Origin of the sequence: Vibrio genomosp. F10 str. ZF-129 (assembly GCF_000287055.2) — a bacterium.
Lineage (GTDB): Bacteria > Pseudomonadota > Gammaproteobacteria > Enterobacterales > Vibrionaceae > Vibrio.
In genome coordinates this window covers 1-21,846 of record NZ_AJYQ02000101.1, presented here as the reverse complement: position 1 = coordinate 21,846, position 21,846 = coordinate 1, and the positions used below count along the sequence as shown (strand labels likewise).

The 21,846-nt window shown below is 44.6% G+C and carries 21 protein-coding genes; 12 read left to right on the top strand and 9 right to left on the bottom strand.

The genetic code is table 11. From position 1 onward, the window contains the following. The first annotated feature begins 18 nt into the window (after positions 1–18). The 5 genes from hpf to mgtE all read left to right on the top strand — a co-directional run bounded on the left by hpf (position 19) and on the right by mgtE (position 3,438). Complete coding sequence (hpf, locus tag A1QO_RS12005) at positions 19–306, top strand: ribosome hibernation promoting factor (RefSeq protein WP_017036139.1); 288 nt, start codon at positions 19–21, stop codon at positions 304–306. 2 nt (positions 307–308) lie between these two features. Next, positions 309–755, top strand: a complete 447-nt coding sequence (gene ptsN / locus A1QO_RS12000) for a PTS IIA-like nitrogen regulatory protein PtsN (protein ID WP_026026530.1) — start codon at positions 309–311, stop codon at positions 753–755. A gap of 8 nt (positions 756–763) precedes the next feature. Continuing rightward, positions 764–1,624 carry an RNase adapter RapZ gene (rapZ, locus tag A1QO_RS11995; RefSeq protein WP_017036141.1) on the top strand — a complete coding sequence of 287 codons (861 nt, stop codon included), beginning with the start codon at positions 764–766 and terminating at the stop codon, positions 1,622–1,624. Between the two features lie 47 nt (positions 1,625–1,671). Beyond that, complete coding sequence (locus A1QO_RS11990; RefSeq protein WP_017036142.1) at positions 1,672–1,950, top strand: HPr family phosphocarrier protein; 279 nt, start codon at positions 1,672–1,674, stop codon at positions 1,948–1,950. A 132-nt stretch (positions 1,951–2,082) separates the two neighbouring features. Further along, positions 2,083–3,438, top strand: coding sequence for a magnesium transporter (gene mgtE, locus A1QO_RS11985; protein WP_017036143.1), 1,356 nt, complete (start codon positions 2,083–2,085; stop codon positions 3,436–3,438). Positions 3,439–3,612: 174 nt separating this feature from the next. Here mgtE and pmbA read toward each other — a convergent pair whose 3' ends face one another. After that, positions 3,613–4,956, bottom strand: a complete 1,344-nt coding sequence (gene pmbA, locus A1QO_RS11980) for a metalloprotease PmbA (RefSeq protein WP_017036144.1) — start codon at positions 4,954–4,956, stop codon at positions 3,613–3,615. Positions 4,957–5,082: 126 nt separating this feature from the next. Here pmbA and yjgA point away from each other — a divergent pair, with 126 nt between their 5' ends. Further along, positions 5,083–5,613, top strand: coding sequence for a ribosome biogenesis factor YjgA (yjgA, locus tag A1QO_RS11975; protein WP_017036145.1), 531 nt, complete (start codon positions 5,083–5,085; stop codon positions 5,611–5,613). Positions 5,614–5,795: 182 nt separating this feature from the next. On the opposite strand, the gene thiQ is transcribed toward yjgA, so the two are convergent. The 5 genes from thiQ to mpl form a co-directional block, all read right to left on the bottom strand. Next, positions 5,796–6,500, bottom strand: a complete 705-nt coding sequence (gene thiQ / locus A1QO_RS11970; protein ID WP_017037387.1) for a thiamine ABC transporter ATP-binding protein — start codon at positions 6,498–6,500, stop codon at positions 5,796–5,798. 12 nt (positions 6,501–6,512) lie between these two features. Next, on the bottom strand, positions 6,513–8,090 hold the full coding sequence (gene thiP, locus A1QO_RS11965) for a thiamine/thiamine pyrophosphate ABC transporter permease ThiP (RefSeq protein ID WP_017041076.1): 1,578 nt from the start codon (positions 8,088–8,090) through the stop codon (positions 6,513–6,515). Between the two features lie 32 nt (positions 8,091–8,122). Beyond that, entirely contained in the window at positions 8,123–9,127 is a 1,005-nt protein-coding gene (thiB, locus tag A1QO_RS11960; RefSeq protein WP_017039692.1) for a thiamine ABC transporter substrate binding subunit, read from the bottom strand. Positions 9,128–9,430: 303 nt separating this feature from the next. After that, positions 9,431–10,051: a flavin prenyltransferase UbiX gene (locus A1QO_RS11955; RefSeq protein WP_017036149.1), complete on the bottom strand. Its 621-nt coding sequence runs from the start codon at positions 10,049–10,051 to the stop codon at positions 9,431–9,433. Positions 10,052–10,065: 14 nt separating this feature from the next. Further along, positions 10,066–11,445 carry a UDP-N-acetylmuramate:L-alanyl-gamma-D-glutamyl-meso-diaminopimelate ligase gene (gene mpl, locus A1QO_RS11950; protein ID WP_017036150.1) on the bottom strand — a complete coding sequence of 460 codons (1,380 nt, stop codon included), beginning with the start codon at positions 11,443–11,445 and terminating at the stop codon, positions 10,066–10,068. A 240-nt stretch (positions 11,446–11,685) separates the two neighbouring features. Between mpl and fbp the strand changes: the two genes are divergently transcribed. Together fbp and ppa are read left to right on the top strand one after the other, a co-directional pair. After that, positions 11,686–12,696 carry a class 1 fructose-bisphosphatase gene (fbp, locus tag A1QO_RS11945; protein WP_017036151.1) on the top strand — a complete coding sequence of 337 codons (1,011 nt, stop codon included), beginning with the start codon at positions 11,686–11,688 and terminating at the stop codon, positions 12,694–12,696. A 259-nt stretch (positions 12,697–12,955) separates the two neighbouring features. After that, positions 12,956–13,483: an inorganic diphosphatase gene (gene ppa / locus A1QO_RS11940; protein ID WP_017036153.1), complete on the top strand. Its 528-nt coding sequence runs from the start codon at positions 12,956–12,958 to the stop codon at positions 13,481–13,483. 90 nt (positions 13,484–13,573) lie between these two features. Here ppa and A1QO_RS11935 read toward each other — a convergent pair whose 3' ends face one another. The 3 genes from A1QO_RS11935 to tamA form a co-directional block, all read right to left on the bottom strand. Next, on the bottom strand, positions 13,574–13,927 hold the full coding sequence (locus A1QO_RS11935; protein WP_017037392.1) for a DUF2799 domain-containing protein: 354 nt from the start codon (positions 13,925–13,927) through the stop codon (positions 13,574–13,576). 119 nt (positions 13,928–14,046) lie between these two features. Then, a complete protein-coding gene (tamB, locus tag A1QO_RS11930) occupies positions 14,047–17,817 on the bottom strand; it encodes an autotransporter assembly complex protein TamB (RefSeq protein ID WP_017041075.1) in 3,771 nt (1,256 codons plus the stop codon). Then, positions 17,814–19,526, bottom strand: coding sequence for an autotransporter assembly complex protein TamA (gene tamA / locus A1QO_RS11925; RefSeq protein WP_017039696.1), 1,713 nt, complete (start codon positions 19,524–19,526; stop codon positions 17,814–17,816). Before tamA ends, tamB begins: the two co-directional genes overlap by 4 nt. 136 nt (positions 19,527–19,662) lie before the next feature. Here tamA and msrA point away from each other — a divergent pair, with 136 nt between their 5' ends. From msrA to A1QO_RS11905, 4 genes are all read left to right on the top strand, one after another. After that, positions 19,663–20,304 carry a peptide-methionine (S)-S-oxide reductase MsrA gene (msrA, locus tag A1QO_RS11920; RefSeq protein WP_017037395.1) on the top strand — a complete coding sequence of 214 codons (642 nt, stop codon included), beginning with the start codon at positions 19,663–19,665 and terminating at the stop codon, positions 20,302–20,304. A gap of 90 nt (positions 20,305–20,394) precedes the next feature. Next, a complete protein-coding gene (locus A1QO_RS11915) occupies positions 20,395–20,946 on the top strand; it encodes a YtfJ family protein (RefSeq protein ID WP_017036158.1) in 552 nt (183 codons plus the stop codon). A gap of 176 nt (positions 20,947–21,122) precedes the next feature. Then, positions 21,123–21,410, top strand: coding sequence for a DUF2607 family protein (locus A1QO_RS11910; protein WP_017036159.1), 288 nt, complete (start codon positions 21,123–21,125; stop codon positions 21,408–21,410). Positions 21,411–21,462: 52 nt separating this feature from the next. Next, positions 21,463–21,846 (top strand): ZrgA family zinc uptake protein (locus A1QO_RS11905; protein WP_017036160.1); only part of this gene is annotated, 384 nt, incomplete at its 3' end.

Sequence of the window (21,846 nt, the reverse complement as noted above, 5' to 3'; positions counted from 1 at the left end):
AATCGAAAAGGAAAGTCTATGCAAATCAATATTAATGCCCATCACGTTGATCTTACCGATTCAATGCAAGACTATGTAAATACCAAATTTCAAAAGCTTGAGCGATTTTTCGACCACATAAATAACGTTCATGTGGTTTTGAAGGTTGAAAAAGTAAGCCAGATCGCTGAAGCTACCCTCCATATTAATCAGGGAGATATTCACGCCACTGCAAATGATGAAAATATGTATGCAGCGATAGATGCACTCGTGGATAAACTCGTAAGACAACTGAACAAACACAAAGAAAAGCTAAGTAGTCATTAATCATGCAATTAAGCGAAGTATTGTCACTGGACTGCACAAAAAGTGCCGTCCAGTGCACCAGTAAAAAAAGAGCCCTTGAAATGATCAGCGAGATCGTTGCAAACCAAACAGGGCAAGACTCTACAGAGTTATTTGAATGCATGCTAAGCCGAGAAAAGGTTGGCAGCACAGGCATTGGCAATGGTATTGCCATTCCTCACGCGCGAATGAACTCTAGCGATCATGCCGTTGCGGTACTGCTGCAATGTGAGCAACCTATCGAGTTCGACGCGATCGATAACCGACCAGTAGACTTACTCTTCGCATTACTTGTTCCTGAAGATCAGTGTAAAGAGCACCTAAAAACATTGTCATCAATGGCGGCTCGCCTTAATGATAAACAAGTTTTAAAGCAACTTCGTAATGCGCAAAATGACGAAGAATTGTATAACATCATGATCAATCACTGAGTTCAACTATGCGTCTAATTGTTGTAAGTGGTCATTCTGGGGCCGGAAAAAGTGTCGCGTTACGCGTGCTGGAAGATCTTGGTTACTACTGTGTAGATAACCTTCCGGTCAACTTGTTAGATGCATTCATGGAATCGGTGAATGACAGCACACAGAACGTCGCCGTCAGTATCGATATTCGGAACCTGCCCAAAGAACCGAATTTAGTTGATGACCTTCTTGCAAAACTAAAAGAAAACGACAGCATCAGCGTTCTCTTTCTCGATGCTAACCAAGAAACGCTCCTCAAACGCTATAGTGAAACTCGCCGCATTCATCCACTGTCATTAAGTGATTCAAAACCCTCTCTCGCCCAAGCAATTTCTTTAGAGAAAAAAGTCCTATCACCACTTAAAGAACACGCAGATTTAGTCATCGACAGCAGCAATCAATCGCTGCATGAACTCAGCGAGACAGTCAGGGTAAAAGTAGAAGGCACTGAGAGCAAAGAGCTCATCATGGTCTTTCAATCTTTTGGCTTTAAATATGGCCTGCCGAATGATGCCGACTATGTTTTTGACGTAAGGTTTCTCCCTAACCCACATTGGGAGCCGGAACTTCGCCCAATGACAGGGCTTGATAAGCCTATCATTGAATTTTTAGAAGATCATGATGAAGTGGGTCAGTTACAAGAACAGATTCAAACCTTCATCTCTAACTGGCTACCTAAGCTTGAAAAGAATAATCGTAGCTATTTAACGATTGCTATCGGTTGTACTGGCGGCAAGCATCGCTCTGTTTATCTGACTCAGCAATTAGGCGAATATTTTTCAAAGCAAGGCAAACTCGTTCAAATTCGACACGCCTCTTTAGAAGAGCATCATTCGTAGCCAAGCCAGAATGCTCTCAACAACATAACTATTTGGAAGGTGGTAGCATGCAGCAACAAAGCCGTACCGTTTTAATTCAAAACCGTCTTGGGCTACATGCGCGAGCGGCGGTTAAGCTCGTTGAGCTGGCTCAGTCTTTTGATGCCATTCTTACCATTGTTAATCATGAGGGTACAGAAGCCACGGCCGACAGTGTCATGGGGCTATTGATGTTAGAATCCGCCCAGGGCCAATACGTGACGATTAATGCCGAAGGTGCCGATTCCATCAACGCTTTAGAAGCGGTTTGTCTCCTTATTGAAGACCGATTTGAAGAAGATGAGTGATTTTTATCGCTACTCTGCGATGGTTTTTGTCTGTCGATTATTATCCAATATTCAGTCACATAAGTAGTTGCTTAGGTATAGAATTAAGTTACTATTCAAAATATTGTAAGCATATAGAGTTAGGGGGAATCAATGGCAGAGCAAACTGAATTTGACCAGGCTCACCAAACCCTCCAAGAAGTGACCGATGCACTGGAAAACGGTCGTTTTGTTCATGTCCGACGCCAATTGCAGGACATGGAACCTGAGGATATCGCTCACCTGCTGGAAGCCTCGCCACGCAAAGGCCGAAATGTTCTTTGGCAATTAACCGATCCCGAAGACTACGGTGAAATCCTTGATGAGTTAAGCGAAGACGTTAAAGACGAACTCGTCTCTAAAATGGCGCCTGAAACCATTGCTGAAGCTACCGAAGGGATGGACACAGATGATGTAGCGTATGTCTTACGTAGCCTTCCTGATGATGTCTCACGCGAAGTCCTTTCTCAAATGGACATTGCTGATCGCCAACGTGTAGAAACCGCTCTGTCTTACCCCGAAGATACCGCGGGTGGGATCATGAATACTGACGTCATCACTATTCGTGCGGATGTGGATATTGATGTTGTTCTTCGCTATTTGCGCATGAAAGGTGAGTTACCCGAGGCGACCGATGCTCTCTATGTCATTGATGAACAAAGCCGACTTATAGGCCATCTTTCACTAACCGCCCTACTAACAACCCAACCTGATACACCGATTACTGATGTGATGGATGACGCTGATGAAGCGATTTCGGTCGACACCAGTGATACTGATGTAGCCAGTTTGTTTGAACGACGAAATTGGGTTTCAGCGCCCGTCGTAGATAAAGATCAACACCTAGTTGGCCGAATTACCATCGATGATGTGGTTGATGTCATTCGTGAAGATGCCGAGCACTCCATGATGAGTATGGCCGGTCTTGACGATGACGAGGATACCTTTGCACCCGTGGTTAAATCGGCGCGAAAACGAAGCGTATGGCTTGGTGTCAATGTACTCGCGGCGCTCACAGCAGCGTCTGTTTCCAATATGTTTGAAGCAACCCTTGAGCAGATGGCAGCCATTGCGGTGCTGATGACCATCGTTCCTTCAATGGGTGGTGTAGCCGGTAACCAAACGGTCGCTCTGGTCATTCGCGGCTTAGCGCTTGGACATATCGGCGACTCTAACAAGCGAGAGTTGTTACTAAAAGAAGCGGCCATCGGCTTCTTAAATGGCATTCTTTGGGCTCTGATTATTGGTGCTATCGTTGTCGCATGGAAAGGAGACTGGGTGCTTGGTGGGATCCTGTCTGCCGCCATGATGGTCAACTTACTGGTTGCAGGCGTAGCCGGTGTGAGTATCCCTATCCTACTTAAAAAAATGGATATTGACCCAGCATTGGCAGGGGGAATGATGCTCACCACAATCACAGACGTGATCGGATTGTTTGTCTTCCTTGGGCTGGCAACGCTCGTTATCTAACTGTATTGATGGAATCAGAGCACCAACTAGCTCGATCCAAGTAGGCTTAATAAAAAGGCTTAACAAATAATGTTAAGCCTTTTTACATGTTATCGAGTCAAGCTCTCGCGACTCAATCAAATGCTGGATGTTCTTATTTCATCAGATGACATCAAACTTTTATCTACCAACAGCTTACTCACCAGCAATCTTCATATTATCTAACAAGATAGAGCCCGTTTGAATTTGAGAGCGCGTTTCTACATCACTGCCAACCGCAACGATTCGAGAGAACATATCTTTTAACTCACCCGCAATGGTGATTTCAGAAACTGGATACTGAATCTCTCCATTTTCGACCCAAAAACCCGCAGCGCCACGAGAGTAATCACCGGTGACGATATTGACCCCTTGCCCCATCACTTCAGTAACCAGAAGTCCTGTGCCAAGCTCTTTTAGCATTTGATCAAAGTTCTGACCGGTTGATTTCACATACCAGTTGTGAATGCCACCAGCGTGACCGGTGACTTGTCGATTCATCTTACGAGCAGCGTAACTGGTGATCAGGTAAGTCGCGAGAACACCATCAGTGATGATTTCACGATCTTGTGTGAATACGCCTTCACTATCAAAAGGACTGGACGCTAAACCGCGTAAAACATGCGGGCGCTCAGAGATATTGAACCACTCAGGTAGAATTTGCTCTCCGAGTTTATCCAATAAGAAAGAAGATTTGCGATATAAATTGCCACCACTTATCGCCATCACCAAGTGACCAATAAGCCCGGTAGCAACATCCGAAGCAAACATAACCGGGTAGCTGCCCGTTTTCAGTTTTCTGGCATCTAAGCGACTGATGGTCTTCTCAGCGGCCTGCTGACCGACAGTTTCTGGCGTCCACAGGTCATCACGGTGACGGGCAACGGTATAGCTATAATCGCGTTCCATTTCACCGTTTTTCCCTTCACCAATCACACTACAACTGATGCTGTGACGGCTAGAGGCATAACTCGCAAGCAAACCGTGGCTATTACCATAGACTTTCACGCCATAATGGCTATCGTAACTTGCCCCATCACTTTGCTTTATTTTATCGCTGTAAGAGAGGGCTTTCTGTTCTGTCGCAATCGCCACTTGTGCCGCATAGTCGGGATCAGGCGTATCCGGGTGGAATAGGTCAAGATCAGGGATATCCTTGACCATAAACTCTTCTGGTGCAGGGCCAGCATACGGGTCGGCTGAAGTATACTGAGCAATATCTAACGCGGCTGCGACGGTTTGAGCTATCGCTTTATCACTCAGATCAGAGGTGGACGCACTACCCTTCTGCTGATTTCGATATACGGTGATCCCCAACGCACCATCACTATTAAACTCAACATTCTCTACTTCACACATTCGTGTCGAAACACTAAGACCTGTGGATTTAGTAATGGCGACTTCTGCTGCGTCTGAGCTGACTGAAGCCATCTCTAAGGCTTTCGCGACCGCGGCTTCTAAATCAACACGTTGTTGAGCGACTTGCTGTTTTACATCCATATCTAATTCTAATCTGAGTCATTTGTGAATTATATTGCTTAGGATAACAAGAATTTCGCAATCTCCCCACGATTGTTGTTAAAATAGGCCTAATATTAGTTTAAGACAGTGATATAGGCAGAAAAGATGGCACGTAAAAATCAGAAAGCGCCTTGGGAACCAGAAGAAGAGATCATTTGGGTCAGTAAAACCGAAATGAAACACGACATGGACATACTACAAAAGCTAGGTGAAGAGCTTGTCGCTCTGACACCAACCATGTTGAAGAAGATCCCAATGAGCGAAGACCTTGCTGATGCGATTAAAGATGCACAGCGATTCAAAAATGAAGCAAAGCGTCGCCAGCTACAATACATTGGCAAAATTATGCGTAATATCGATACGGAACCTCTGCAAGCAGGTTTAGATAAAATCCGTAACAAACACTCACAAGCGACTGCAGAGCTACATAAAATTGAAAAACTGCGAGACCGAGTGATTGAAGAAGGTGATAGTGCGATTGCTGATGTGATGGATTTATATCCAGAAGCGGATCGCCAACGTTTACGCCAGCTCTCTCGCCAAGCGAATAAAGAGAAAAAAGCGGGCAAGCCAGCAAAAGCTTTCCGTGAAGTATTTCAGGTGTTAAAAGAGCAGCATGAAAACTCTCAAGACTAACACGCCGATTTAGGCTTTGGTTTGGATAACTGGCTTTCGACAGCGTGTTTTAGATAGCTTGTTTTAGACAGATTGGTTTAAACAGAAAAGGTTGATGACTTTCATCAACCTTTTTTCTTGCCCAACTTTTATTGCCCAAGAGAGTCTTTACTGACCGGAAAAATCACACTAAACACGATGCACTATTGTGCGGCTTTGACAAATTCAGCCAGTTGAACGTTTGAATGAAGAGCGGTTAATTGATCGATTCGACCGGTGCTTTCTACCTGAAAGTTAGCAATAAAGGCAAAGTGGCTGGCGATTGCTTTGGCATCATTAACATGATGAGTCACCATCAGTACGGTAATGTTTCTCTCCGTAGCTAAACGCTTAACAAGCGCCAACATCTCTTCTCGCAACACAGGGTCTAGCGCCGAAAATGGTTCATCTAAAAGCCAAATAGGATGAGCTTGCACAAAACACCTTGCCAAAGCGACACGTTGCCGCTGACCACCGGACAAATGCTCTGGGAGCCTATCCAATAAGCTATCTACACCCACTTGCTCTGCGGCATTAATGACTTTCAGCTTGTGTTCATCGGTTAACTTTAGTCCAGGGTGGAGCCCCAACCCTATATTCTCTCGCACGCTCAAGTGGGCAAAAAGATTATGCTCTTGAAATAGCATAGAAAAAGGGCGTTGGTAAGGGTCTTTGCCGATAACAGACTGACCGGCCACTTCAATAGCACCCGATACGGGATCGATAAAGCCAGCCACCAAACTCAACAAGGTTGATTTCCCTGCCCCACTCGGCCCCATTAAAGCCGTGATCGAGCCTTCTTCAACCTCTAAATCAAAGCGAAAGGATTCTTGCTGGTAGCGGTAATCAATCTTTTTTAAACTTAGCATTTATCGATACTCTTACTTGGCTTTAAACAGTGTTTCTATCACAGCAAAGCAGCTGATACTTAACAATAGCAATGTCACCGATACCACCGCAGCCGCATCCATTTGATAACTTCCTAGTAACTGAAACAGATACAGGGGCAGTGTTCTAAACTCTTGGCTACCAAAAAGGGCGATGGCACTTAAATCCCCCATCGAAAACATAAAGCTGATGGCAAAAGCGTGAGCAAACGGTTTTCGGAGTGCTCGAAACTCAATAACTCTAAAACGCTGCCACCCCTTCATCCCCAAACTCGCGCAAACATACTGATACTGTTGAGCAATATGCAGCATAGGTTGAGCCAGTGTTTTTATCACGTAAGGCAGCGCCATCAATGCATTTACCGCAATAACAACCACTCCTGCAACACTGAACACATCGGTGATATTACGTAATAAAAGAAACAAGCCAGTACTCACCACTAAACCGGGCGTCACCAAAATAATGGTTCCCATAAGTTCGATTTGATCTGCTTGTCGCGATTTACTTTGTAAACGAAGGGCTCGGCTAGTCACCAGAATAGCAATACCCACGGTGACAGCAATAATACTGGCTAAGCTCGCTACTTTGAGCGAAGACCATAAGGCAGACCAAAAGCGAGCATCGGTTAACACATGTGGAAGCTGGCTGTTTATCCCACTAATAATGACCATGGACAATGGGGGTAATACAAGCAATAGAGCACCGATGATCCAAAAGCAATCCCACCCTCTCGATACCCAGGTATCATTAACTAAATACAGGCGTTTTTGCATTGCGCCAGTGCTGACTGACAACGGAGCTGATAGCCGCTGAATACTGAGTGCGATAAGACCACAGAGCAGCATTTGCCAAATCGCCAATAAAGCACCTGCCTGCAGATCGAAATCGAATTTGATGGCTTGATAAATCGCCAATTCAATGGTTGTAGACTTTGGCCCGCCACCCAATGCCATTACGGTAGCAAAACTGGTGAAACAGAGCATAAACACTAAGCCAAAAACATGGGGTAATTGTTGCTTCAGTCTCGGCCATTCCACCCATTTAAATTTTGTCCAGTGGCTCATTCCTAAGTGTGCGCAAAGTTTATGTTGTTCGGCGGGCACGGTTTCCAATGCTTGCAGAAGTAATCGGCTCGCATAGGGAAGATTGAAAAAAACATGCGCGAGCAAGATCCCATTTAACCCATAAATTGAAAATGGCATCGCAGTATCGAATTTCTGTAACCAAACGGATATCAACCCACTATTACCGTATATGGCGAGCAAACCAAACACGCCCACTAATACGGGCAGAACTAATGTTGTTGCAAACAATTTAAGTAAGAGGTCTTTGCCTTTAAAATGGCGACGCGATAAAGCATGAGCCACTGGAATGGCAAAACCAACACTCAATAAACTTGAAAGCAATGCCTGATAGAAGCTGAACTTGGTGACATGTCGATAATACGGATCACTCCATATTTGACGCATGTCCAGTGAAGGCGCTTCAAACAACAGCGCTGCTAACGCAGAAATAACAAAGGTCGCGATAGCAATCGCGACCCAAATACCTATTTTAGGAATGGCGTTCAAAATAGATTCTCAACCAACATCATCGGCATTGATTACATGGTTAATGCATTCTGCCATTCTCTGATCCATGTTTTACGCTCTGTCGCAACGTCATCAGAACTGAAGCTTAATGCTTTTTCAGGGACAGTTAATGTTTCATAGCCTGTCGGGAGTTCAATCCCCGTCACAGGGTACATCCAGTTACCCGTTGGCATCGCTGACTGAAACTCATCACTCAAAATAAAAGCCATGAATTCATCAGCCAATTTTTGATTGGTTGAACCGTTCACTTTGGCCGCTACTTCTACCTGTGTGTAATGCCCTTCAGAAAAGTTAGCCGCTGCGTATTTGTCATCATTTTCAGCGATGAGGTGATAAGCAGGCGATGTCGTGTAAGACAGCACTAAATCAGACTCTCCTTTTAAGAACATGGAATAGGCTTCAGACCAACCCTTAGTAACCGTCACGGTTTTCTTCGCCAATTGTTGCCATGCCTCAGTGCTTTGATCACCATACACCGACTTCATCCAAAGCAGTAAACCTTGGCCTGGTGTTGAGGTGCGAGGATCTTGATAGATGACGGTCAGGTCATCGCGTTGTTCAACCAATTCTTTTAAGCTTTTTGGTGGGTTAGTCAGCGTTTCTTTGTTATACACAAAAGCAAAGTAGCCATAATCGTAAGGGACAAAGGTATCGTCATTCCAACCGTTTGGAAGCGTTACAGAAGAAGTATCAACACCATGAGTGGTCAACAGCCCTGTTTTTTTCGCTTCTGCCATAAGATTGTTATCTAGACCTAAAACGATATCCGCTTTGCTGTTTTTCCCTTCTAAGCGAAGGCGATTCAAAATAGACACACCGTCATCAAGCGCGACCAATTTCAAGTCACACCCACATTGGGCTTCAAAGGCTTTTTCAACAACGGGACCTGGGCCCCAATCTGCAGCAAATGAATCGTAAGTGTATACGGTTAAAGTTTCTGCTGCATGAAGCGATAGAGGGGCCACTGATAAAGACGTTATGGCCGCTAAGGTAAATAGATTTAGAGGGGTTTTCACTGCTCTCTCCTTGGTTGAGCAGCGTAGATAATCAGGTGGAATCTCTATCAGATACAGTGTTTACACGTATTGATTCATCCACACTCATTTCCTACGCCAGCATTATCTGGTTCAGGTTCAATATCACGATCACTTCTATCAGCGTCGTAATAACACGGGTCCCAAGCTTGGCTTGATCTCAGCGAATACGGTTAACGTATCTGGCTCCCCGATGAGTGGTTTCGATTGTATGTGGTATTGAGAAACTTATCTATAAAGATTAACGTTTATTCAACAATTAACCCGGTGAATCATTTAACGCTGCTACTTCTTGTATCCCCAACGAGGAACAAGACCTTGTTCGATGCCTAAATGATCTAAAATTCTAGCAACCATAAAATCCACAAGATCTTCAATCGATTGGGGTTGATGATAAAAACCCGGTGCAGCAGGCATAATAGTGACGCCCATTTGAGAAAGCTTGTGCATGTTTTCTAAATGAAGCGTAGAAAACGGCGTTTCACGAACGACAAGTAACAACTGGCCACGCTCTTTCATCACCACATCTGCGGCGCGTTCAATGAGATTATCAGACATACCATGTGCTATCGCGGCGACACTTCCTGCTGAGCAAGGGCAAACCACCATTTGCTTTGGCGCTGCTGACCCCGATGCCACGGGAGAAAACCAATCTTCTTTGCCACTGACAAGCAGCTTATCTCCATCACACCCTAAATGCTCGACCAATGCTTTTTTGCAGGCGTCTGGCCCACTGGGTAATTTCAAATCATGTTCCGTGGCTAAGACCACCCTGGCCGCGGATGAGATCAATAAATGCACGGTATAATCGGCGGCCAGCAAACATTCTAATAAACGCATTCCGTAAGGAGCCCCCGATGCACCAGTAAAGGCTAAGGTAATGGCTTTATTCGTCGCTGTTTTCATTTATCGGTCACTTACTAGTTAGGGTTATTGAGAGAAGAACTTAGCGCTTCTAATGCCGCAAGCAACTTGCCATGTATACCTTCAAATCCGCCATTACTCATGACGAGTATGTGATCACCAGGCTGAGCTTCTAAAACGATGTTAGCGACAAGTTCATTGATATCATCGCTCACATACGCCTGCTGCTCACATCGGCTTGCCACATCTTGAAGCGACCAATCGATATTATCTGGTTGATACAGGTAGACGAAATCCGCTTTTGAGAGTGACAAAGCGAGGGTGTCTTTATGAACCCCTCGCTTCATCGTTGCAGAGCGTGGTTCTAACACCGCGATGATTTTTTTATCACCTACTTTATTACGTAAACCATCCAAGGTGAGATCAATCGCAGTTGGATGATGGGCAAAATCATCGTAGACCGTCACTTGATTCACCACACCCTTTAACTCCAGTCGACGTTTAGTATTAATAAACTTCCCTAATGCGTCGCAAGCTAAATCCGCAGTGACGCCAACGTGTCTCGCTGCGCCAATCGCCATCAGCGCGTTTTCGACATTATGATCACCCACCAGATCCCAGTCCACACGCCCCACACACTGATTTTTAAAATACACATCAAAGACAGAACCATCTTTGACTATTTTTTCCGCGCGCCAATCCCCCTGAGAGCCCATAGATTCGGTTTCACTCCAACAGCCACGCTTTAGAACATCATCAATGTCTGTGCTTTGCTGCGGATGGAAAATACGCCCATTACTGGGAACCGTTCTGATCAAATGATGAAATTGGCGCTTGATCGCTTCAAGATCATCGAAGATATCGGCATGATCGAACTCTAAATTATTCATCACCAAGGTCCGTGGATGGTAATGCACAAACTTAGAACGCTTATCAAAAAAAGCACTGTCGTATTCATCAGCTTCAACAATGAAAAACATGCTGTCACCTAGCCTTGCTGATACCCCAAAGTTTCCAAGAACCCCACCCACCAAAAAACCGGGTTGGTAACCGCAGGATTCAAGGATCCAAGCGAGCATACTAGAAGTCGTTGTTTTCCCATGAGTACCCGAAACAGCCAAAACCCAGCGGTCATGCAGCAGAAATTCTTGAAGCCATTGTGGGCCAGACGTATAACGAATATTGCTGTTTAATACATGCTCGACACAAGGGTTCCCACGGCTCATCGCATTACCGATAACGACTAAGTCAGGTTGAGGGCTTAGCTGAGAAGGATCGAAACCTTCAATTATTTCAATACCTTGAGATTCAAGCAAGGTGCTCATTGGTGGATACACGTTGGCATCTGAGCCGGTGACCTTATGCCCGAGTTGACGAGCTAAGACCGCTGCGCCTCCCATGAATGTGCCACAAATTCCCAAGATATGAATATGCATACAACTGTGCCTTACGAAGTGATTTTCGATTGAGACTCTCATTATCGCCATTTCAACATCAAAAGAAAGCGCGAATGTAAATCGCTGGAAATCGACAAATGAATTGAGAACTCAAGCGGTTAGTTCATTACCATAAATAAGATCTAACGCTTACACTACAATGAGTGTGATGACCTACAGCCCAACAAGAGGCAATCGTTATCGCTATGCCCCCACACTCATAATTGTTAAGGATATAACATGTCTGAAATGCGCACCCTTGGCGAGTTCATTGTTTCAAAACAAGCGGACTTCCCCCACGCTAGCGGTGATCTTTCATCTCTTATCTCTTCGATTCGACTTGCTGCAAAGATCGTAAACAGAGAAATCAACAAAGCTGGTTTAGTCGATATTACTGGTGCTGTCGGTACTGATAACATTCAAGGTGAAGAGCAACAGAAGTTGGATCTGTACGCGAACGACAAATTTAAAGCGGCACTTGAAGCGCGCGATCAAGTTTGTGGTGTTGCCAGTGAAGAAGAAGATGAAGCCGTTGCTTTTAATAAAGAACTGAACAAAAACGCGAAATATGTTGTGCTAATGGACCCGCTGGATGGTTCATCAAACATCGATGTTAACGTTTCTGTTGGTACGATTTTCTCTATTTATCGCCGTGTTTCCCCTGTTGGAACTCCTCCAACACAGGAAGACTTCCTTCAGCCTGGGAATAAGCAGGTTGCCGCAGGTTATGTCGTTTATGGCTCATCGACCATGCTGGTTTACACTACAGGCAACGGCGTGAACGGTTTTACTTATGATCCTTCGATAGGCACTTTCTGTCTTTCTCATCCAGATATGATGACGCCCGACGATGGTAAAATTTACTCTATCAATGAAGGAAACTACATTCGTTTTCCGACAGGGGTAAAAAAGTACATTAAATACTGCCAAGAAAATGTGCCGGAAGATGGTCGCCCGTATACGTCTCGATACATCGGTTCACTGGTTTCAGACTTCCACCGTAACCTGCTTAAAGGCGGCATCTACCTTTACCCAAGCACTCAAAGCCACCCTAACGGTAAACTGCGTTTGTTGTACGAATGCAACCCAATGGCATTTATCATTGAACAGGCAGGTGGCTCTGCTTCCGATGGTGTTAATCGCATCATGGATCTAAAGCCCACTGAGTTGCACCAACGCGTGCCTTTTTTTACGGGCTCTAAAAGCATGGTTGAAAAAGTTGAAGAATTCATTGAAAAGAACCAAGACTGATCACTTATAACGTTAAAATTAAAGGTAAGCGCTGAGTACGTTCGCTTACCTTATTTTATTTCTTGCTTTCTTCAATTCAGTAACCGCCAGCCAAGGTTGTCATCGCTCTCTTCGCCCTTCTTAAACAACACGCCATTCTCAAATAACACACCACTTCCTACACATTCATCGAAAATGATGAAAGAAGCGATATTTTTCAATTCTAAATCTACCAACTAGACTTACATGACTTACTAATTATTCCTTAGAGGAGCTCGAAATGAGTCTAAAAACCGTCCCTGCTGGCCTATCTCTGCCTGACGATATTTATGTCGTTATCGAAATTCCTGCGAACGCAGATCCTATCAAGTACGAAGTAGATAAAGACACGGGTGCCGTTTTCGTTGACCGCTTCATGTCAGCCCCGATGTTTTATCCATGTAATTATGGTTACATCAATCACACCCTTTCTTTGGATGGTGATCCTGTCGATGTACTGGTCCCGACGCCTTTTCCGTTGATACCTGGATCGGTGATTCGCTGTCGACCGGTTGCCGTATTAAAAATGAGTGATGAATCAGGTGAAGATGCGAAAGTCTTTGCAGTACCGCATCAAAAGCTATCAAAGGAATACGACAATATTCAAGATGTCGATGACATCCCAACGCTTCTAAAAGCACAAATCACGCACTTTTTTGAGCGCTACAAAGAATTAGAAAGTGGTAAATGGGTAAAAGTGGAAGGCTGGGAAGATATCAATTCAGCAAAAGAAGAGATTGTTCAGTCTTTTAAACGAGCTCAAACATAAGAACGATGTGTATTGACGAAAAGAGTGGAAAAGCTTAGCTGCCTGCAACACATGAAGCAGCTAAGACTCTACAAATCAACATCGATGTCTCTACCTTAAAGATCCTGACTCTCTGCCAGAGTCATAATCCGCTCGGAAAAATACGTTTACGTCATCGCATATTCCTCGGTAAGGCTTTCCTGACGCGCCGAGCATACGAGCATCTTGGGCGCAGTATTCTGATTTACCTTCTTGGTAACCTTTACCATACGCTATGTATAAATTGTCGTTGAGCACACCTTTTTCATCGAGCTTATTTAGCCTTGATTGAGAATCATACAGCTGGCCATCTATTGCTCTTTGCTTACCAAATTCAGACCAATCGTTCTCAGCGTATGAATCTGGCGTTTGTACCTGTGCACAGCCCACCGTAAATAAGGCCACTAATAAATATAAGTACTTCATTGTTTATCCCCCATTGCATGAAGTTGAACCAATAACTACTACCGTTCATCTACTTACAACGAGACCCGATAGCCATTAGTTTTATTTCACGTATCAATACGTGTATCGAATAAAAAAGATCACTCAAACTCAAATTGATAAAGTAAGTCCACGGCATTATCCGCACCCGATAAGACTTCGAGGTAAAGATCACTCATTAAACGGTATCGGACGGTAAACTCCCCAATGGATTCGAAAATCCCTACCCCATACTTAACTTGCAGCCCTGGCAGCACGTAACCACTTACTGTAACTTGAGAATCCTCACCAGAACCCGCCGTATCTAATTGTAGGTCTTGGACACCAAAAGCTTCACCAATTTCGCCAACCACCTTACCGCTTTTCGCTAAACTCAGGCCAATCAAAGTGGTTGTCATCGCATTACCGCCGGTTTCAGCGTCGATATCCTGTCCTCGCAGTAGATACGACAACGCATTTGCTTGTGGCATAGCGGGCTCAGAGAAAATCGTGACGCTAGGCTCGTCAGCCGGGCCATCTACTCGCACCCCTGCAATAACATCATCTCGGGTATTATCTGGATTCCGAATTGCACTAATGGCAACATAAGGCTGATCCACCGGGCCATTCATTAAAATCTTCCCTTCATTGATCACCAACTCTTGACCAAAAGATCGATACGACCCATCAACAATATTAATTTCACCGTGAATGATTGGGCCTTTGTCTTTTTGCGTGACGTTCAGCTTACCCACTAGATTGCCTTCGAGCCCAAAGGCAGACAACGTGAATTCATCACCAATAGAAATGTTGATATCCGTTTCAATAGCAAAAATACTCGAGCTCGAATCATCAATAGGTTCGAGCTGCTCATTTAAAATAACCTGATCTTTTGAAATACCAATAGCACTCGGTGGAAGCTCTTCTACAACAATGTTACCCCATGGTAAATCGATGCTTCCCGTCACCTTAGCGTATTCTGGCGATAGACTGATCGTCATGTCTGGACTCACTTTCATTTCAATCATCGGAGGCTGACTGACCAACAACTTATCAGCAAAAACTCGAATATTGCTATTCCAGGCCTCAAGAACCGTCCAGTTAGCATCGCCTTCAATACTCAGTGGCCCATCTGGAGTATCGATGTTTGCCTCTAAATTGGCTTTCGTCCCTGAAAATTTAGCAACCACTTCTCCGCTCTGGATATCCAGAGGAGAGACCTCACCTTTCAGTATGAGATCATCGACTCTTAGATCGCCTATCACCTTAGGCTGAGCGAGTGAGCCACTTAACGCCAATTGTGAATTGATCTGCGCATCAAACTCATTGTACTCACCAAGAAGCGGGGCAAGAAAATCCAATCCAATCTGAGACACACGAATATCACCGGCTAACTCTTTATCTGCAACAGCAATATTGGGGATCGTAATATCACCTGACAACTCGCCATTATCGGTAAAGTCTAACAACCAATTGGCTTGCAGTTGGTTTTCAGCAAGATTTGCATTAAACGCCATCGAATTCCAGCCAATCACTAAGGGGGCATCTGGCATACCGCTGAACTGACCTTTTGGTATTTGAACATTAACGGCTACCTCCGGTGAAACGTCAGGCCCCCAGTTGGCGAGCGCTTGAGCATTCACCTCTCCATCGACGACGACACCTTGTGGCATAAAAGCAGCCAATTGAGAAAAACTGAACCGGGTAACCGACAATTGCGCTTCACCTTTCTTGCCAACACTGGTGTCGTTATCAAGACACACTGACGCATTAGCTTGCAGCCAACAGTGCGCAGAGACAAACGCTTGCTGACTATCAACATCAAAACCAAGCTGTGTACTCTTATTTAACGTCCACTGACCTTGCTCTGTACTGAACAACATACGTTCTAAATCACCACTCCAGCTTGGCGTTGGCTCTTGCTGAAGCCCCCCTGAAATGGCGAGATTGGTCGCCACAATATCGGATCCCACTTCTAGCATCAGGTTATGATCATTCAGTGATCCTGCGAGTTTAAGATCGACACTATCAACTACATTGTTCTGATACTGAATAGTACTCGCTTGTAAATGAAGGTCGGCATAAGGTTCTGGGAGTGGTTTAAGATCGCCAGAGATCGTCAGTTGTTGCAGGCTTGCTTCTTCACGCCAATCGATGTTGTTTGCGGTTAATGTTAGGTTGATGCTCGGCTCTTCAAGCTTCCCTTTTAACGACACATCCCCTACCACAGATCCGTTAAGATCAGGCACCGACTTGGCGAGATCAGGAATATTTAAAGCCACATTCATCTGCCAAGTTTGGCTAAGCTCTCCTTTCGCCTGGACAGAATTAGGCCCGTGAGCAAGTGTCAAACTTGGGGTTTGAATGCTGAATGCCCCCTTCCCTTCTTTATCGGACGCGAACAATGAGCCAGCAATATTAAGCGGGTAGTCTCGTAGAATCCCGTCGATATCAATGACCGTGGTCTCGGTTATCCACCCCCCTTCCTGAGTTAACGAACCTTGGGTATGAATATCACCGCTGATGTTCCCTTCAGCCTCAGGCCAATACAGGCCTGGCTGAATTTGATTCAGGTGAAGTTTTCCTTGCCAATTGATGGGCGCATTCCAATTGGCAAAGACTTCACCCTCAACAGTTCCGCCAAGCGTTGATAATGCTATCTCGCGCAGCTCGATTTGTTCTAGGTTGCCATTGCCTTTCACATCAACATCGAGATCAGGGAGACTCACCCCTTTGATGCCCGCTTTTAAATCAAGTTCGTAGCCTTCTAAACTGCCCGAACTGGACAGTTTATCAATCGCTACCTGATAATCAGCCGCGCCAGTAAGAGGCCACTGTGCATTAGCTTTGCTGAGCAAGAGTTGATACGGCAACGTCGGCTCTAGTGGTTTTAGGTTTCCTTGTAAATGGGCTTTTATTAATCCACTCAACTGACTTTCAATGGTAAGATCAGCCACACTTCCCGAGGCTGATAGGGCAATTTTTTGCCCATTCGCTTGAGGGTGTTTCACATCAGCAGATAACTTGGCATTGAGTGGGTAAGCCCCTTGAAGTTCAACATCGGCAACCAAATTAGCGTTCACTTCTGGCATATCAAGATCAAGCGTCTTAATGACTACCTTTGAACCAGAAGCACTCGCTTCTAACCCGAGATGATTGATTGAAATCGGCGACTCTTGCTTTAGCTTAAACTGCTTAATATCGAACCGTTCAACCACTAACGATAATGGCATCGTAAACGGGGGCAATACGATAGGGCTAGGGTCTGAATTGTCCTCTATAGGTGACGTCGATGAGCTGTCTCCCCTATCCACTGAAGGCGCTAAAGATAGCGAAATATCCTGCCAAAGGGTCGGGAATAGTCGCAGCTGATTGTTCTGGAACCTTGCTCCGGTATTTAGGCTTTTCCAAGTGACTCTGTTTTGTAAAATATCGAGATCAATATTGGATAGCCTGACACGGCTAATTTGAATGGGAATAGGGGTAGATAATTTAAAAGGTTTATCATTTGTGTTAACTGAAGCTTCCGATTCTTCTGATTCAGCCAGCTCTGGCATTGAAAAATGCAAGCCATCGACGGCCAGATCGTTAATGCAAATGGATGGCTCTAAAAAACAACTCGGATTCACGGCAAGCGTCAATGATTGAGCGTCAAACTTAATCAATAACGCGTCATCCTGAAAAGCGACTTTTTTTAGAGTAAATCGAGGAAATACAGAACCTTGGGTGCTTTCAACTTGTAACTGAGGCACCGCTTTCTGCGCTCCCCATACAAGCACGTTTAAACCCGTATTGGTGTACAGCAAACCAATCACGAAAACCAACACCAGTACCACCAACGAGGTCACTGTAATGGACAGCCACTTTGTCCATTTTAAGACGACTTTCTTCATAACTCAGGTCCTAGTGTAAAGTGGATCTGATATTCATCGCCCTCTTCTGCATCTAATCCTACCGCAAAATCAAGCCGAATAGGCCCCACTGGCGATGCCCATCGAACCCCAACCCCCGTGCCCGCTTTAAAGTCGGCTTTTTGGTTAAATGCACTACCATAATCATAGAAAGCCGCTACCCACCAATTACCCACTAGGCGATATTGATACTCTAACGAGGTGGTCACCATATATTGGCCCCCGGTCAATGCACCACTTTCATCTTTTGGCGAAATGGATTCATAGCTATAGCCACGTAAGTTGTTATCACCCCCGGCAAAAAACAGCAATGATGGGGAGAGTTTTTCAAACTCTTCCGTAAAGTTAGCGCCTCCATCAACCCGAAATAAGCCTCGGTGATTATTGCCGATTCCTCTAATCCATGAAGTTCCACCAACCAAACGCACTAAACGGGTTTCAGACAATAAAGCTGGATCGCCATATTCAAACGTTATGGTTTGACGATCCCCCCACATGGGCATGCTTCCACCTTTGGTACGTGTACGAGAAAAGGACACCCCAGGCAAAACAAAGTGGCCCACATCGTCTTGTAACCCTTGTTCATAGTTTTCAATCAAATAGCGTGCTCTCACCGTTTGATGCCAACCATTATCAAGTAACCAATGTCGGCCAATAGACAGGTTAGATTCCAGGCTGTTGGTATCGCGGCTATCGACCTTTTTCATACCGTACTGAATTTGATAATACTCATGCAACGCATCATCTAACGGGATCTTATAACCAGCAACAACACTCTGCTCTGGCTTTGACAGAGAAATACTGCTGTTAAAACTGTGCCCACGATCGTTCACCCAAGGTTTATTCCACTTCAAGGTTCCTCGAACGCCCACATCGGTTGAATAACCCAGGCCGGTTTCAAATTGATTTCTTGATTGAGGAGATAAAGAGACCTTCATAGGGAGCTCACGACCTTCATCTAAGCGATTTAAATCCGGCTCAACAAAGACGGAAGAAAACCAATCGGTATTAGAGAGGTTTTGATTATATTCTCCGACCTTTGACACAAGGTAAGGATCGCCTGCTTGATATGGCTGCAAAGATTGAACCCGTTCATCTCTGATTTGGCTACCAGAAATCGATGTAGACCCAAAGTGATAACGCATGCCACTGTCGTAGTGTAAGCGCACCATCGCCTTGTTTTGGCTTGACACGATTTCTAAGCTGCTCTTAGTAAAATCACCTTTAAAGTACCCTTTTTGTAAAGCCTGACTGCGAATGGATGATTTCAGTGCATCATAACGTCCATGGTTCACGGGTTGATTTAGCGTCAATCCACTTTCTGCAATGAGTTTTGAAAAGGCAGGGTCTTGCTGAGCTTCGCCTGTGACGATGATATCAAGTTCAGTAAGCAGTACGGGATCGCCTTTCTCCACATGGACAATGAGCTGTTTATCTTCAATAACTTCAAAGCGAAACTTAGGGTTGTAGTATCCGAGGGCATTAAGCGCTTCGGTCATGCTATTACTCAAACGAGACTTAAAACGCAGTGTGATTTCATAATCACTTTCAGGAATCGACAACAAGTAAGCATCAACATTATCCAGCAATTCCCCCTCTAAGCCGACAATACTTAACTTAACTTCGTTAGCATTAACAAAGCCAGATAAGACAAGGCTGAATATAAAAACTGGAAATCGCTTAATGAACATGCTTAATTATTACAAACCTAAAATGAGTATTACGGCGAATAAAAATGATACCTAGATTAACTCGGTTAGTCTTTAGCTATGTCAACGTATTCGCATAATTTGTTCATTCTTCCGTACTAATAAGGTATTACATACCATGGGCTCAACCGCGAACAACATGAAAACAAGCTTGGTGTCACCTCAAGATGCTCTGAAAGGCAGAGAGGAAAGTATCCTGGCGCCAGCCGTTCACTTTGTCACTCAAACCCCTATCAATCCTTCACCTCAAGAAGGCCAACAGCAGGTTTTATTGGGGCTAGGCTGCTTTTGGGGCGCAGAACGCCTATTCTGGCAGCTCGACGGCGTGACTTGCACAACCGTTGGATACGCGGGTGGTTACACAAAAAATCCAACCTATAACGAAGTGTGCACGGGCCAAACGGGTCACACTGAAGTCGTTCAAGTGTTCTTTGATCCTGCGGTTATTTCTTTTTCACAACTTCTGACGCATTTTTGGGAACGACACAACCCGACTCAAGGTATGCAACAAGGAAACGACTCCGGAACTCAATATCGATCGGCTATTTATATCTATGATGAAGAGCAAGCAAACACGGCTATAGATTCGCAACAACGCTACCAAGCACTATTGACCGAGCAAGGAAAAGGCATCATTACGACCGAAATACTGCCAGCAGGCCAATTCTACTATGCGGAAGAGTATCACCAGCAGTATTTGGCAAAGAACCCTAATGGGTATTGCGGGCTAGGTGGCACTGGTGTGTGCTTTGTCAAATAATCCATCAAGATCACAGCTTAGCCATTTGATTATCAGCCTTTTTCTTGGCTTGGGACTATACTTTTTCGGCGTAATTAAAAGGAAAAAATAATGACTAAAAAACCACTTGTTACCCTACTACTTGCTTGCTCTCCATTTTTCGCTGCGGCTCATAACCTATCTTTGGGCCAACCCGTGATTGATGTTGAGGTCACCAACTACGGTGAAATCATGCTGACGGATAATGAAACCCGTTACCAACCTTGGGACAATCAATCCATGCTGGGTAAAGTTCGGGTCATTCAGGCCATTGCAGGACGCGGCAGCTCCAAAGAACTCAATGCGCCTCTTATGGCAGCCATTACCGCCGCAAAATTTCCAGTAGAAGCGTACCAAACGACCACGATTATTAATCAAGATGATGCGATGTGGGGAACCGGCTCTATTGTGAAATCTAAAGCTGAAACCAGTAAAGAAGAGTTTCCTTGGTCATCGATGGTGCTCGATGCCGATGGTGTGGTAGCCAAAACCTGGGGGCTAGAAAACGAATCGTCCGCCATCATCGTTCAAAATAAATCAGGTGAAGTTCTGTTTATCAAAGAAGGCGCATTAGATGACAATGACGTGACATCAGTATTAACGCTCATTCGTGAACAGTTGTAATCGATCATTTGGAAAATCCATAACAAAATAAAGCGATGGCCTGAATGCTATCGCTTTTTTAAGTCAACACAGAAGTGGACATAAACAAAAGTTCTTAACGTTAGTTCAAATTGTGCTGACATTTTCCCAAGGCTTATTGTTATACTATAACATTGAAAATCCATAGGACCTTCCCTTTGCCATCAACTCAGCCAATACAATCTGTGAATAGATTTGTCATTGCTTGCGCACTGATCGCCGTCTTGTGGCTCAACTTCGCCTACATTGAACATCAAACCGACTTAACGCCTGAACATCACAATCAACACCAATGCGAACTTTTTTCTAGCTTAGGTCATGGTCTAAACCATTCACTGGCAATCGCTGACATGACTGTAATCCAATACAGTCCGTTACTGACTTACGTGGCAGACACGGTTGCTGCTTCTTTTTATGCCTATTTGGCTCGCTCACCGCCGCTTTAACTGATCGATGAACAATAGTGTATTTTATATTAACCATTTAGGATTAGAACCAATGCAAATTAAGACAACTATCGCGACCAGTATCGGCTTACTTTTGAGCTTTTCCTCTCTTGCAGACGACACTTTCCGTCAGCATGATGCCCATGTGCATGGTCATGTCGAGTTCAATATTGCGCAAGATGCCCATGAACTACTGATTGAAATTACCGCGCCTGGCGCTGACGTTGTTGGCTTTGAACACCAACCCCAAAATGAACAGCAAACAGAGCAATTAGCAAGCGCTGTCAAAATGCTCAATGAAGCAAGCAATGTGGTCTCTTTAAATAGCTCAGCAAAATGTCATATCGAATATAAATCCGTAACTCATACTTTAGGTGATGACAACCATGATCATGATGAGAAACATGAACATCATGACCATGACAAACATGAACAC